General features: G+C 68.8%; 11 protein-coding genes. 6 read left to right on the top strand and 5 right to left on the bottom strand.

Going from position 1 to position 14,178, the window contains the following annotated elements; translation table 11 throughout:
* Positions 1 to 55 precede the first annotated feature (55 nt).
* Genes ACT54L_RS13600 through ACT54L_RS13590 form a run of 3 tightly spaced genes read left to right on the top strand, consistent with a single transcriptional unit; the run spans position 56 to position 4,357 of the window.
* Positions 56 to 1,768 (top strand): chemotaxis protein MotC, encoded by a 1,713-nt coding sequence (locus ACT54L_RS13600; protein WP_476086119.1) that lies wholly within the window; start codon positions 56 to 58, stop codon positions 1,766 to 1,768.
* On the top strand, positions 1,765 to 3,819 hold the full coding sequence (fliK, locus tag ACT54L_RS13595; RefSeq protein ID WP_476086118.1) for a flagellar hook-length control protein FliK: 2,055 nt from the start codon (positions 1,765 to 1,767) through the stop codon (positions 3,817 to 3,819). Before ACT54L_RS13600 ends, fliK begins: the two co-directional genes overlap by 4 nt.
* Positions 3,776 to 4,357: a lytic transglycosylase domain-containing protein gene (locus tag ACT54L_RS13590; protein ID WP_476086117.1), complete on the top strand. Its 582-nt coding sequence runs from the start codon at positions 3,776 to 3,778 to the stop codon at positions 4,355 to 4,357. Before fliK ends, ACT54L_RS13590 begins: the two co-directional genes overlap by 44 nt.
* A gap of 12 nt (positions 4,358 to 4,369) precedes the next feature.
* Here ACT54L_RS13590 and ACT54L_RS13585 read toward each other — a convergent pair whose 3' ends face one another.
* On the bottom strand, positions 4,370 to 5,965 hold the full coding sequence (locus tag ACT54L_RS13585; protein ID WP_476086116.1) for a gamma-glutamyltransferase family protein: 1,596 nt from the start codon (positions 5,963 to 5,965) through the stop codon (positions 4,370 to 4,372).
* Between the two features lie 211 nt (positions 5,966 to 6,176).
* On the opposite strand from ACT54L_RS13585, the gene ACT54L_RS13580 reads away from it, so the two are divergent.
* Positions 6,177 to 6,416, top strand: coding sequence for a hypothetical protein (locus ACT54L_RS13580; protein ID WP_476086115.1), 240 nt, complete (start codon positions 6,177 to 6,179; stop codon positions 6,414 to 6,416).
* 112 nt (positions 6,417 to 6,528) lie between these two features.
* Here the strand turns inward: ACT54L_RS13580 and ACT54L_RS13575 are convergent, their stop codons facing one another.
* The 3 genes from ACT54L_RS13575 to ACT54L_RS13565 all read right to left on the bottom strand — a co-directional run bounded on the left by ACT54L_RS13575 (position 6,529) and on the right by ACT54L_RS13565 (position 10,880).
* Positions 6,529 to 8,211 carry a B12-binding domain-containing radical SAM protein gene (locus tag ACT54L_RS13575; RefSeq protein WP_476086114.1) on the bottom strand — a complete coding sequence of 561 codons (1,683 nt, stop codon included), beginning with the start codon at positions 8,209 to 8,211 and terminating at the stop codon, positions 6,529 to 6,531.
* Between the two features lie 323 nt (positions 8,212 to 8,534).
* On the bottom strand, positions 8,535 to 9,176 hold the full coding sequence (locus tag ACT54L_RS13570) for a nitroreductase family protein (RefSeq protein ID WP_476086113.1): 642 nt from the start codon (positions 9,174 to 9,176) through the stop codon (positions 8,535 to 8,537).
* Positions 9,177 to 9,185: 9 nt separating this feature from the next.
* The gene (locus ACT54L_RS13565) at positions 9,186 to 10,880 is read right to left on the bottom strand and encodes a SulP family inorganic anion transporter (RefSeq protein WP_476086112.1); all 1,695 of its coding nucleotides are present in this window, start codon (positions 10,878 to 10,880) and stop codon (positions 9,186 to 9,188) included.
* A 508-nt stretch (positions 10,881 to 11,388) separates the two neighbouring features.
* Between ACT54L_RS13565 and ACT54L_RS13560 the strand changes: the two genes are divergently transcribed.
* A complete protein-coding gene (locus ACT54L_RS13560) occupies positions 11,389 to 11,910 on the top strand; it encodes a cold-shock protein (RefSeq protein ID WP_476086111.1) in 522 nt (173 codons plus the stop codon).
* A 781-nt stretch (positions 11,911 to 12,691) separates the two neighbouring features.
* Positions 12,692 to 12,883: a hypothetical protein gene (locus ACT54L_RS13555; RefSeq protein WP_476086110.1), complete on the top strand. Its 192-nt coding sequence runs from the start codon at positions 12,692 to 12,694 to the stop codon at positions 12,881 to 12,883.
* A 538-nt stretch (positions 12,884 to 13,421) separates the two neighbouring features.
* On the opposite strand, the gene yihA is transcribed toward ACT54L_RS13555, so the two are convergent.
* The gene (gene yihA / locus ACT54L_RS13550; RefSeq protein WP_476086108.1) at positions 13,422 to 14,087 is read right to left on the bottom strand and encodes a ribosome biogenesis GTP-binding protein YihA/YsxC; all 666 of its coding nucleotides are present in this window, start codon (positions 14,085 to 14,087) and stop codon (positions 13,422 to 13,424) included.
* Positions 14,088 to 14,178 lie beyond the last annotated feature (91 nt).

Genomic DNA, 14,178 nt, shown 5'->3' with positions numbered 1-14,178 from the left:
CCGCCCGGCTCGGGCCCCCGGCCCGGCGGTGATAGCGGACGCGCCGGCGGAGGCCGTGCCGCAAACGGACGGTCCTTTCGACGGGGCGGTGAACGCCTTTGCCGCGCCTGACGCCGCCATGTCCGTGCCCGGCTCCGCCATGTCCGCGACTGGACCTGCCATGTCCGTCCCGGGGGCTGCCTTGGCCGCGCCGGAGACTGCCTCGCCCGCGACGGCTCCGGCAGCGCTGGGGGCCGTGGATGCCCTTCAGGCCGCGGTCTTCCCGTCGGCCGCCGCCGCGCCCGCCGCGGCGGGCGGCGCAATCCCCGTGCCCTCTCCCGCCGCAGCGCCGGCGAACCAGGAGGCGGCGGGCGCCGCTCTCCCCGCCGCGCCGGCGTCTGACGCTCCGGCCGCTTCCGAGCGCGCGCCCGGCCAGGAGCCGCAAATGGCCCAGGCTCAAGGTCAGAACCAGAACCCGGCCGGCGATGCATCCGCCACCGGGGCCGAGGGCGAGGCCGGCTCCGACGCGCCAGGTCCTGCACAGGCCGATGGCCATGCCGAGGCCTCAGCTCCCGCCAGCACCGCAGCCGCAGCGCCAAGCCAGGGTGACGGCCATGGTGACGGGCACGGCGATGGCCACGGCGCCCCCGCCGCGCCGCCCCGCGACACCCGGCCCGTGGACCTGCTCCGCCGCCTCCAGCGCCTGCAGGACCGGCTCGCCGCCGGCACCAGCGAGGGGCTGCCCGCCCAGCGGGACCTCATCAACCAGATCGATGCCGCCTATGCCTCCTACCCCCAGGAGATCTGGCAGGACGAGCGCAATGCGCGCGCGCTGGCGGTCTATTTCCTCAGCGGCGGCACGCCCGGCGTGCTGCGCAAGATCATCGACCGCGAGCCGGCGCCGGCGGGCGACATCCGCATGCTGCGCGGCATCCTGGCCTATGCGGAAGGGCGCGGCGAGGAGGCCCTGCGCTTTCTCGGCGAGGTGGATGCGCGCGCCCTGCCCAATGCGCTGGGCGGCCAGATCGCGCTTGCCCAGGCGGCGCTGGTGGTGCGGCAGGACCCGTCCAAGGCGTCCGGCCTGCTCGACCTCGCCCGCCTGCTCCTGCCCGGCACGCTGGTGGAGGAAGCCGCCCTGCGCCGCCAGATCCTGGTGGAGAGCCAGGGCAATGACATCACCCGCTTCGAGCGGCTGACCCGGCAATATCTCTTCCGCTTCCGCCATTCCATCTATGCGGGCAATTTCCGCCAGCGTTTCGCCGCCGCGCTCACCCGCATGGCGTTCGTGAACGATCCCGCCCAGTTTGGCCGGCTGGAAGAGATGCTGAAGCCCATCGAGACCGAGGGGCAGCGGGACATCTACCTGCTCATCGCCCGCGCCGCCCTCACCCAGGGCCGCACCACGGCGGCGGCGCTGTGCGCCCAGCGCACCCTCGCCCTTGCTCCGCCCGCCAGCATCGACGCGGAGCGGGCGCGCCTTTACGGGGCGGCGGCGGCGGCGGCTTCCGCCACCGGCCACGAGGCCGCCCTCAAGACCTTGGCGGGCGTCGACCGCAGCCGGCTCGACCCGTCCGACATTGCCCTGCTGGACGCCGCCACCGAGGCCGCGCGCACCGTGCGCGACGCCTCCCGCGTGAACATCCAGGCGGTATCGACGGCGGCCCCGCCCGCCGCGGCCCTGCCCCCCACCGCGCCTGCCGCCACCCCGGCGGAAGAACCGGACGCCATGAAGGGCGCCCGGGCCCGGATCGAAGCCGTGGACGCCCTGCTGAAGGAGGCCCCCCGATGATGCCGCTGGACGCCCGTTTCGCCACCATTCCCACCCCGGCCAATGACACCCGCGCGCCGGACGAGGGCGATGCCCGCCGCCCCGGCGAGGGCAATCCGTTCGGCGGCCTTCTGGCTGAACTGGGCCGCCCCGGCGCGGCTTCGGATGAGCCCTCCTCGGGGCACGCGGCCGCGCCGGCGACGGACGCGTCGGCCGACCCGGCCCAGGGGAACGTCAAAGCGAACGTCAAAGCGGACGCCAGAGAAGAGGCGATGGCGGACGCCCTGGGCGAGCCGAACGGTCCCGCCGATCTCGCCCGCCTCATCGATCGGGCGCTGGGCCGGACCGCGCCCGGCCAGAAGGGCACCGGGCGCGCCGGCGCACCTGGCCAGGGCACCGGCCTTCACGGCACCGGCGCGCCGACCACCCTTGCCGCCCAGCTCAGGGCGGCCTCTGCCGCCGCCGCCGAGGCGCTGCGGGGCGGCGTGTCCGAGGCCGATCAGGACAATGCCAAGGCGGTCCCGACCGACGGGGAGGCCGCCGCGCTCCGGGAGGAAGGTCTCACCTCGGACACCGTCAGCGCGGGCCTTGCCAATCCCGGCACCGCGCAGATGGCGGCCACGGCCGCCCTGGTGGTCGCCGCCCCATCCGCCGGTCCGCCGGCCGCGTCCGGTCCGTCGGACGATCCGCATCCGGCTGGGCGAGCGCCGGCCGAGGGTGCCGCTGGCGGCCCGGCGCTGCCGCAGGCCGCCGAGAACGGCGACCTAGACGCGCCCGCCTTGCGGGCGACCGTCATCGATGTGCAGACCCATTTTGCGCCCATCCGCTCGCTCGCCTCGGGCGGAAGCATCGCCACGGCGAGGGACATCCCCGCCGCCGGCACCGGCGCCAGCACCCGAGCTGCGCCCGTGCCTCAGGACGGCGGGCAAGCGGATGCCACTGCTGGCGTGAACACGGCGGTGGGGTCTCCCGCCGCCGGCCCCCCGGGGCCGGCTGTCCCGTCCGCTCCGTGGGGCGCGTCCGCCGCGAGCCTCTCGCGCACCGCCATGCCGGCCGCCAGCACCCCGCAGGCCGTGGACCGGCCTGGCTCCGGCCCGCAGGTGGTGCCGCCCCGCGCGGACACCGCTGGCCAGGCGCAGGCCGTGCAGGCCCTGCCGGACAGCCCCGATCGCGCCGGACGGCAGGACGCGGCGCTCGCCGCCGCGGCGGAGACCGACCGCCCGCTGCGGCGCGCCGAGCCTGCCGCCGCGCCCCGCCCTGCGCTTGGGGCCAGCCCTGTCGCCGACCCTGCGCCCGGAACCCGTCCCGTGGAAGGCATGATCCCTGGCCGGGAGGCCGACGCCCATGGACGGGGACGGGATGACGGCCGCGAGGACCATCGCGCCCCGGCGCTTGCCTCGGCCAGCGCCGGCGTGGGTACCGGCGGCCTGACGGCACCTGACGCCACCGGCGCCCTTTCCGGCGCCGCTTCCGCCGCCACGCCGGGAACGGCGGCCGTGGCCAGCGCCATCGCCGAGGCGGCGGGCCGCCTGACGCGGGCCAATGCGGGCGTCGACCTGTCCGTTGCCCCGCGCCCGGGCGATCCCGTGCGCATCATGGAGATCGCGCTCGCCCCCGAGGGCCTCGGCACGGTGACGGTGCGCCTGCGCCTCACCTCCGACGGGCTGGAGGTGCGGGTGCGCGCCAGCGATGCCGGCACTGCCGCCCTGCTCCAGCAGGACAAGGCGCAGCTGGCGGGCATCCTGCGGGAATTCGGCTGCAGCGAGGACCGGATGGACGTGTCCGGCCCCGATACCAGCGCCATCGGCGCGAGCGCGGGGGCGGACCTGCGCCCCACCGCCGCCTCCGCCAGCGACGACAGCCGGGGGGATGGCCAGCGGGGACAGCAGGGGGACCGCTCGCAAGGCGGATTCCAAGGGGGATTCCAGGGGGGATCTGGACGCAATGAGGGACGACATGACGACCAAGGCTCCCGGACGCCGGCACGCGGCGCCGTTCGCGATCCCGGCTTCGATTCAAGCTTTGATCTTGGCATTCATCCTGGCTTCGACCCTGGCCTGCGGCGGACCTAGCCCCGCCGCGGCGGCGAGCCCCGCCCCCGGCGGGCCGCCCAATGTGTGCGAGCGCGAGCTGCAACGGGCCTCGGTGAAGTACAACGTGCCCCTGCCCATCCTCTATGCGGTGGGGCTGACGGAGAGCGGCTATCGCGGCTTTCTCCAGCCCTACACGCTCTATATCGAGGGCAAGGATTACATCTCCAGCAACCTGCAGGACGCCCTGCGGCTGTTCAATGCGGCGCGGGCGCGGGGCGTGCAGCTCATCGACATCGGCTGCATGCAGGTGAATTATTACTGGCACAAGCAGGAGTTTCGGACCGTCGAGGAGATTTTCGACCCGCGCCTGAATGTGGAACAGGCGGCCCGCTTCATTCAGGAACTCAAAAAACGCCACGGCACCTGGACCATGGCGCTCGCCCGCTACAATGCGGGCCCCAACAACACGCCGGCCCAGAAGCGCTATGTCTGCCGGGTGATGAAGAATCTGGTCGCGGCCGGGGTCGGCTCCTGGACCCCGGACGCGCGTACCTTCTGCATCGGCGAGAAGGTCTGAGGCGCTGATACCTCAGATGCCGTCCGCCCCGCCATCGGCGCGCGGATCATGGGCGCCTTCCAGGCCCCCCTTGGGATGCAGGATCACCGCGCCCGCATGGCCCATGGTGTCGGAGAAGGCCTCCGGGATCACCTCCAGGTCATGGCCGGCGGAGACGAGGGCGCGCACCAGGCTCTCATCGAAGCGGTTTTCCAGCCGCAGATTGTTGTGGCTGGAGCCCCAGGTCCGCCCCAGCAGCCAGCGCGGCGCGGCGATGGCCTCGCCCAAAGGCTCGCGGAAAAGCACATGGCGGGTGAAGACGGCGGCCTGCGTCTGCGGCTGGCCCTCTCCGCCCATGGTGCCATACGCCATGATCCGCCCGTCGGCCAGTTCGGCCAGCGCGGGATTGAGGGTGTGGAAGGGCCGCCGGCCAGGGGTGAGCGGATTTACCGCCTTCGGGTCCAGCGAGAAGGAGGCGCCCCGGTTCTGCATCAGCACGCCGGTGGCCGGCAGCACGCAGCCCGAGCCGAACTCGAAATAGATGGACTGGATATAGGACACCGCCAGCCCCGAGGCATCGGCTGCCCCGAGCCAGATGGTGTCGCCATGGGCCGCCGGCTGCGGCCAGGGCAGCGCGCGCTTCATGTCGATGCGGGCGGCTTCCGGGTCGAGGAAGGCGGGGGCGAGATAGCGCGTCACGTCCTCGGCGAGGAGATCATGATCGCGCACCACGGTGTCGCGCACCAGGAAGGCGCGCTTGGTGGCCTCCACCAAGCCATGCACATGATCGAAGCCCTCCGGCGCCCGGACATTCAGGCGGTCGAACAGGCCGAGAATGATGAGCGAGGCCAGCCCCTGGGTGGGCGGGGGCGCGTTATAGACGGTGCCGGCCTTCAGCTTCACCTGGAGCGGCGCGCGGGTCACCGCCCGGTAGCGTTCAAGATCCGCGCGGGTCACCGGGCTGCCGATGCGCTCCAGGTCGCCGGCGATCTCCCGGCCCACATCGCCGCGATAGAAATCGTCGAGGCCCGCGCCCACCAGATGCTCCAGCGTTTCCGCAAGGCCCGGCTGCACCAGCACCTGGCCCAGGTCCGGCACTTTGCCGCCGGGCAGGAAGGTGCGGGCAAAGCCGGGGGACGGCTCCAATTCCGCCCGCCGGCTGGCGGTCAATTCCACCTGCGAGCGCGACACCGGCACGCCGGCGCGGGCATGGCGAATGGCCGGCTCCAGGATTTCGGCGAGGCCCAATTTGCCGCCGAAGGCACGCGCCGCCTCATGGGCCAGTGCCCAGCCGCCCACGGCGCCGGGCACGGTGAGGGCCGCCAGCGGCCCCCGGAAGGGAATGGCGTCATGGCCGAGGTCGCGATAATGGGCGATGGTGGCCTTGGCGCCGGCAAAGCCGCAAGCCTCGATATAGCGCACCCGGCCGGAAGGCTCGCGGATGAGCCAGAAGCCGTCGCCGCCCAGATGGTTCATGTGCGGATAGACCACCGCGATGGCCGCCGCCGCCGCCAGCGCCGCCTCCACCGCATTGCCGCCCTCGGACAGGATCTGCCGGCCCGCCTGCGTGGCGAGATGATGGGGGGTGGCGACCATGCCCCGGCCGGTGCGGGTGCTCTCATGGCTCATTGCGGGTGTCTCCGAAGCTGGCGATTCGCCCCGCCGGGGCGCCGTCGCGCCTCTATATCAGGTCCGCAGCCCTTGGGCCCCGCCCGCAACGCTTGACCCGCCGACCTTTGGGGCGCAGTGTCCGGCGCGAAACGCCCGGCCCCGCCGGGGCGAATGGATCGATGTGAGGTCGCCTGCCGCAAGAGTGCCGGGCGACAGGAGAGGACGGGACATGGCAGGGAACGCACGCACAGGCCGCGCCAACAAGATGACGGTGGCGAGCGCGACGCTGTTCGTGGCCCTTGAGGCCCTCGCCACGGCGCTCGCCGCCGGCTGGGCGGTGGCCGGCCTGCTCAATCTGGGCGACATCGGCGAATATGTGCTGATGGGCCTGTTCTCGCTGGTGGCTGCCTATGGCGCCTATCGCTATGCCCGCATGGCCGCCATTGCCGAGGCCAAGCTCGCCAACTGACCTTGCGCGCGCCGGTTTCTTAAGAGCCCGTCCCGAAAGGGCCGAGCGGCCAGGCGATTCACCGTGAAGGGATCCGGCTCTCAAGAAACGTATGGTCTCTCAACTCAGTATGTCAGCACGCGGCCGCGCCAAGGGAAGCGGGACTCTGGCCAAGAATGCCACACCCGTTCAACATGCTGAGATAGTCGACATCATACCGATGAGCCAGCTCGCGCCACCAGGCATCCCGTGCGAACACCTCGAGAGCCTCGGCTGCGTGATGCGCAGCTAGAGATGCCTCTTCCAGCCCCTTGTAACACAAAGACATGTAAAGATGACCAAATGCGTGATCTGGATACTTGACAACGACATTCTTCAGATAATGTAAAGCCACGTCGTAGCGGCCGATTTTCATGTTGTAATTTTCAACGAAATTAACACGCAACTGTGTCTCGTACGCATACTTCTCCAATTTTTCCGGATCGACGCCCGGCGAGCGGATGACCGACTTGGTGGCGACGAAGTTGGCATTGTTGGTATTTTCGATGTAGCCGTTTTCGACGCAAATGTCATACAAGCGACTTCCGAAAATGGGGATCGCCAGAAAGACGTGAACCCAATCAAACCCATTCTCGATCAACATCTCTAGCGTCTCCTGGCGATGCTCATCCTGCTCGCCGGGGAGGCCGACAACAATGAAGACATGCGAGCGCACGTTGAATTTGCGCAACGCCTCGACCGCAGGCCGGATAAGCTTCTTTTTCAGAGGTTTCTTGATGATGTTATTGAGCACATGGTCAGAGCCCGATTCCACTGCCAGCGCCACGGCGGACACGCCAGCACGGGCGAACAATTCCGCCACTTCCTCGTCGATGGCATAGACCGCCACGCCGTTGGGAAATTCCAGGCGGATGCCCAGGCTCGCCAGTTCCCGCAACAACCGCTTGGCGCGGTCACGGTCGTGGAAGAAGTGATCGTCTTCCACCATCAACACGGTCATGCCGAACTCGTCACGCATGCGCGTAACGTCTTGAATAATCCGCTCGATGGACATGAAACGCACGTCGCGGCCATGCAACGCCGGATTGGAGCAGAACACGCACAGGAACGGGCATCCGCGCGACGTATGAATGGCCATCTCGCGCTTGGGCAGATCGGTGTAACGCTTGTCGATTCCGCGATTGTTATAATGATCGAGATTGAGCATCGCGTAGTTCATCTGCGGAATGTCATCGAGATTGGCGATGAACGTATGCTCCGGTATCTTGCCGGCCGCCGCAGCCGAGCGGCTGACCCAGGACTTGTGATTGGCGATCACCGCGTCGGGATCGGGGGAATCGATCAGTTCCTTCAGCGGCAGTTCGCCCTCGCCTTTGCAGATCGCATCGAGATCAGGGCACTGCTCCAGCATCAGCTTATAGGCAGCCGACGGCAACCCGCCGCCGGCAATGGTCAATGTGTTAGGATCGAAATCCTTCACCGCCTTCACCAGGCTCTGGATGTAGTCGAAAGAGGAGTTGAACAGCGCGGAAACACCTACGATATCCGGCTTGAACGCGTTGAGAACGGCCGTCACTTCCGCGCGAAAGACCGCTTCATAGGAGTCCACGGACCGCTCTTCCACGAGCCGCTTCAGCGTCAGATTGAGGTCAAGCAGTTGCAGGCCGCCAAGGCGTTCGCAATGCTTGGTCAGATAGGCTTCCATGGACAGGATGCCATAGGGAATGGTGAAAGCAGGAAGAACAGCTGCACGCGTCTTGTCGAGATAGTCTGCCGCGTTGAAATAGGGGGGAATGACGAAGAGCAGCTTTTTCATCGATAGGCACCCCGCAGCGGCAGACCAGAGCTGAAATGGACGTTTCACGTCGGGGCGATATTAGTCGGCGGTCCTGTCGCGAGGCTTGTGGATTGCCAGAGCAGACACGTTCTTGCGCCCTGTAGCCTGATGCGCTCTGCCGTCCACATCCAGAGCTTCAATCACAGCCACCCGCACAGCGGAATTCCCAAAACCCGAATGTCCAAACAGGCTCTTAGAGTGCGATCCGACTGGACGGTGAACAGCCCTCCACCTCCTTGAATAGAGAGGGATAGACCGAGGGCATGGGATAGCCATGTGATTCCATGAGCTCGAATCCGGCTCTAGGGGCGCCAACGCGTGACGATGGCGGCCATGTCCGGCCGTTGACGGTCGGCGACCCTTTCCGCCGGCCTTCCCAGATGCAGGAAGCCCGCCACCTTCTCCTGCGCCGTGACGCCCAGCAGCGCCGCCGCCTGCGGGTCTCGCCCCGGCCATTTCAGCAGCCAATGGGCGGCATAGCCCATGGCGGTCGCCGCCGCGATCAGGTTCATGCAGGCCGCGCCCGCTGAGAGCACCTGGTTGAATTCCGGCACCTTGGCGGCGGGGTCGGGCCGGCTCACGGCCACCACCGTCACCGGTGCGCGCATCATATAGTCCTGCCACATCTGCGCCTTGGCATCGGGCAGATCGGGATTTTGCGCCTTATAGAGCGCATCGAACCGCCGCCCCGCCTCGGCGCGGGCCTCCCCCTCCAGCACGATGAAGCGCCAGGGCACGAGGCGGCCATGGTCCGGCACGCGGGCGGCGATGACGAGCATGGCGTCCAGTTCCTCGGCGCTCGGGCCGGGCGCGACCAGGGCGCGCAGAGGCAGCGAGCGGCGATGCGTCAGAAGCTCCAGCATCTCCCGCGAGGTGGGCGCCGGGATCGGCGTGCCGTCATGGGCGGGGGCGGCAGGGGCGGCGTGATGGGGCGCGTGCGCCATAAGTCTCCCTCAGGCGATGGACGGCGTGGCCGGGTCGGCGGCGGACAGGTGCAACGCCGCCTCGAAGCTGTCCACCCACACAATAGCGGGGGGCTCCGGCTTCAGCCCCATCTGGCTGAGGACACGGGCGGTCTGGGGCCTGAGGCCGCACAGGATCACCCGCGTGCCGGCATTGCGGCAGCGGCGCACGAAATCGCCGATGGCGCCGGCGCCGGTGGCATCGATGAGCGGCACGTCCTCCATGCGCAGGATGAAGACACGTGGCGGCTGGCCGATCTGGTCGAGGACTTCGGACAGCCGCGCGGCGGCACCGAAGAAGAGCGGGCCGGACACGTCGAACGCTTCCACCCCCGGCGGCAGCAGGGCGCGGGCATCGTTCTCGTCCGTGTCGGGCAGATGGGCGACGGAAGACGCCTCCGCCATGCGGTGCATGAAGATGACCGCCGCCAGAACCACGCCCACGCCGATGGCGACCGTCAAATCCACCACCACGGTGAGGAAGAAGGTGGAGAGCAGCAGGATGCGGTCGCCCATGGGCGCGCTCATGAGATGGCGCATCTTGTCCATCTCGCTCATATTCCAGGCCACCACCATGAGAATGGCGGCAAGGCTCGCCAGCGGGATATAGACCGCAAACGGCGCCAGCACGAGCATCACCGCCAGCACGAAGGCCGCATGCAGCACCCCCGACATGGGCGAGCGGGCGCCGGCGCGGATATTGGTGGCGGTGCGGGCAATGGCGCCGGTGGCGGGCAGGCCGCCGAACAGGGCCGAGGCGGTGTTGGCGACGCCCTGGGCCACCAGTTCCGCATTGGGCCGATGCCGCCCGCCGGTCATGCCATCGGCCACCACGGCGGAGAGCAGGCTCTCCACCCCCGCCAGGAAGGCGATGGTGATGGCACTCGGCAGCAGATCGGAGAGGCGCGCCAGCGTCACGGTGGGAAAGGCCGGCGCCGGCAAGCTGCCGGACAGCGCCCCGAAGCGCGAGCCGATGGTGGCCACGGGCAAGTGGAACACCGTCACCACCACCGCCCCCAGCAGCACCGCGATGAGAAAGCCGGGCGCCTTGGGCGCGACTTTCCGCAGCACCAGGATGAGCGCCAGCGCCGCGACCGACACGGCCGTGGTGACGGGGGAAAGGGTGGACACTCCGCCGATGAGCGCCTGCCACTGACCGAGGAACTCGGCCGGCAGATGGGCGATGGACAGGCCGAAGAAATCCTTCACCTGGCTGGAAAAGATGATGACGGCGATGCCGGCGGTAAAGCCCGTGACCACCGGCTCGGGGATGTAGCGCATGAAGGTGCCCACCTTCAGGACGCCTGCCACCAGCAGCATGAGGCCGGCCATGAGGGTAGCCAGCAGCAGGCCGTCATAGCCGTGCTGGGCGATCACATGGGCGACAACCACCACGAAAGCGCCGGTGGGCCCGCCAATCTGGTAGCGGCTGCCGCCCAGCGCCGAAATCAGGAAGCCAGCCACCACCACGGTGACGAGGCCCTTCTCCGGGCCGGTGCCGGAGGCGATGGCGAGCGCCATGGCCAACGGCAGGGCGACGATGGCGACCGTGAGGCCGGACACCGCATCGGCCCGCAAGTCCTTGAATCCATAGCCTTGGCGGAAGGTGGTGACGATCTTCGGCAGCAGCCCGTCGCGCCGCGGCGCGCGGCTCTGCCCTGTTGCGAGGCCGGCCAGATCTGCCATGATTGCCCCCTGAGCTTCGACGGTGTGCGGGTGCCCTGGGCCGCCCGGCCTCCGCGCCCTTTTTCCCCTCGGCGAAGCTTGCTCCAGAAGAACCAACAATTCATGTACCAAAACGTCACAGATGTGTGTTACTGTCATAAATGCCGATCTGCTACGCGTATTCCGTTTGGCTCGCGTGGCAGGTTGGTGTGTCCAGTAGGCTGAAAGGCAAGACGCGGGTGGCTGACTTGAGCGTGTCGTCAGGACTTCTGTTGGGTCGTCTGAGGATGTGAGTATCAAAAACGCAAACAAGTTCAGCAAGTGGATGGCCCTGGCCAAGATTGGCGACCTGACCTCAACGGAAATACACATGAGCCGTAACCGAGACTTCCGAGAGCCGCGCCGTCGCGGATTTGATGACGACTTTGCACCGCCGCGTGACCGTGGTTTTGGAGGAGAGCGCGCGTTTTCCTCGCCGAGCAGCAGCTTCAGCTCGCCCGCGCCGTCCGGCCCGCCGATCGACGCGACTGTGAAGTGGTTCAACCCTGAGAAGGGTTTCGGATTCGTCGAACTGTCCGACGGCTCCGGCGACGTGTTCCTGCATGCCCGCGCCCTTGAGGCTGCCGGCCAGGAAAGCGTTCCTCCCGGCTCCAAGCTCTCCGTGCGCGTGGGCCAGGGCCAGAAGGGCCGTCAGGTCACCGAAGTTCTCGACGTGGACACCTCCACGGCGGAAGCGGCTCCCCCGCGCCGGGCTCCCGGCGGCTTCGGCGGCGGCGCTCCCCGTTCGGGTGGCTTCGGCGGCGGCGCTGGCGGTGGTCCCCGTGCGGCCAGCGGCCCCACCGAGGAGCGCGTCGGCACCGTGAAGTGGTACAATCCCGATAAGGGCTTTGGCTTCATCGCGGTGGAAGGCGGCGGCAAGGACGTGTTCGTCCACGTGACCGTGGTGTCCCGTTCCGGCCTGTCCGACCTCAGCGAAGGCCAGCGCGTCGTGGTGCAGGTCGGCCAGGGTCCCAAGGGTCCCGAGGCGCGCGGCATCGAAGTCGCCGACTGATCTCGACTTGAAGAGATGACAGCCGACGGGCGGAAGAGACCCTCTTCCGCCCGTCGTGCCATCTGGTCACAGGGATCATCTGGTCATAGGGATCATCTGGTCACGGCCGTCTGGCGCTTACCTCAGGCTCCGGCCCTCTGGTCTTTGCCTCTGATGCCTGCCTGTTGTTCCCCCGCCCCTTGATGCGTCAGGGTCGCCAGTGCACGCGGGCTTTCGCCGAAGGCGGCCGCGAGGCGCTCGTGTCAGACGCGGACCATGGCGGATTGGACGCGCAAGTTCTGGACGCGGAAGTCTTGGACGCGCAAGTCTTGGACATGAGGGTCTTGGACATAAGGGTCTTGGACATAAGGGTCTTGGAAGGGCGGCTCCGGCTGGATTGTCTTGTCTGGATCGGGCGGCCTGGCGTGTGCAGGGGCCAATGTCGGGCTTGCCTTGCGGCACCTGACGCGGCCTTGACCGTGATGAATGTGCGGTCTCCCGCTTGAAGCGGTGGGGCTTTGCATGGCGGGACCGGACGGAGCCTTGAGATCGGCTCTTTTCCGGCGTTCCCGTGTCGGTGCGCCCCATTCGGCCGGTCCGGCCGAGGGATCGGCGCATGAAGCCATGCGCAGGCGGATCGGTGATCCCTGCCGGCCCATGGCTTTAACGTTTTCTTGGTGGCGAGGGCGCAGGGTTCCCCAGAGGCTTTGACCTTGTTGGAACCTGCCGCGCCCTCTCAGTCGACAGTCCGGCGTTGTCAGGGCGGCGCCGCCTTGTCTTTCAGCACGGAGCAAAACCCATAATGGCTCAACAAACGGAGGCGGACCTCAAGGGTCTCCTCGAACGACTGAAGAACGCCCAGCGTGACCTCCTGCTCGCCGCAGCGCAGGCCACCACTGTTCCCTCCGACGGCGCCCTGCGGAAGATTTCCGAGCTGGAGGGGGCCATCGCGGCGACGGAAGCCCTCATCCAGGACGAGCGCAAGAAGCGCTGAGGCAGGGTGGTCGGCCGTGCGGGCCCGTTCCGCCCGGCCCCCTTGCCAGGGTATGGCGGGTCGACCCGAACGGGCCGGCCTCGCCCGGGCCCGCTCCCCATCCCGCCCCCGGGGCTGATCGCAACGCGCGCACCGCTTCGGACAAGGCGGCTCTCGGCTCTCGGCCAGCCGCTTCCTTTGTCCATGCCCGCTTTGGACATGCCCGTCCCGTGCGCCGCGCCTTGGCCGGCTGGGGACATGCGGCAGACAGAGGCACGGCGGGACGTTTCCCCCTCCCCGGCCCCCTTCCAGATCTTTGCTGCATGCTGGGCGACATCGCTCGAGCGCAGCCCCGAACGCCCGCCCTCGCCTCCACGGGCGCACAGATGCTGCGCGCCGAGCGCACGCCGAGCGGCCGGCGGGACCGAGGCGGGCATGCGCCCGACATGCGCCCGTCCCCTCCTTGAGCTGCCAGCCGCGGGCCCGCGCGCCAGGACCTCGCCGGCGAAGGGAAATGAGGCTTACTCGCCCCCCGGAAGCCGCGCCCGCCGGCGTGCCGTCAGGCGACGCCGCGCTCGGCCATCAGCTGCGCCACCGCCGCGCGCAATTCGGCAAGGCCGGCACCGGTCTCGCTGGAGGTGGGGAAGATCACCGGATAGGCCGCCGGACGCTTGCGGATGCGCTCCTGCGTTTCCGCGAGCCGCACCTTCATCTCGGTGGGCTTCACCTGGTCGGCCTTGGTCATGACGATGGCGTAGGACACGGCCGCCTTGTCCAGGAGGTCGAGGATCTCCTCGTCCACCGGCTTGATGCCGTGGCGGGAATCGATGAGCACGAACACCCGGGCCAGATTGACCCGCCCGCGCAGATAGGCGCGGATGGTGTTGGTCCAGGCGTCTACCTTCTCCTTGGGCGCCTTGGCAAAGCCGTAGCCGGGCATATCCACCAGGGTCAGCCGCGGGTCGACGCGGAAGAAGATGAGCTCCTGCGTGCGGCCCGGCGTCACTGAGGTGCGCGCCAGCGTCTTGCGGCCGGTGAGCGCGTTGACGAGGCTCGACTTGCCCACATTGGAACGGCCGGCGAGCGCGATCTCCAGCCCCGTCATGGGGGGCAGCGCCTCCACCGTGGGCGCGGCCGTGATGAAGTTCCATTCCGCCGCGAACAGAAGCCGGCCGGGCTCGATGAAGGGATTGTCTTCGGCGGTCTCGCCAGCGTTCGTGCTCATGGCCCGCTTATGGTCTCAAGGCGCGCGCGGCGCAAGGTCCCGCCCCGCTCCGCAACACCGCCGCTCAAAAACGCAGAACGGCGCCCGAAGG

It is taken from the genome of Aquabacter sp. DMC10, from assembly GCF_056314145.1.
This window is presented reverse-complemented; position numbering and strand designations above follow the sequence as displayed.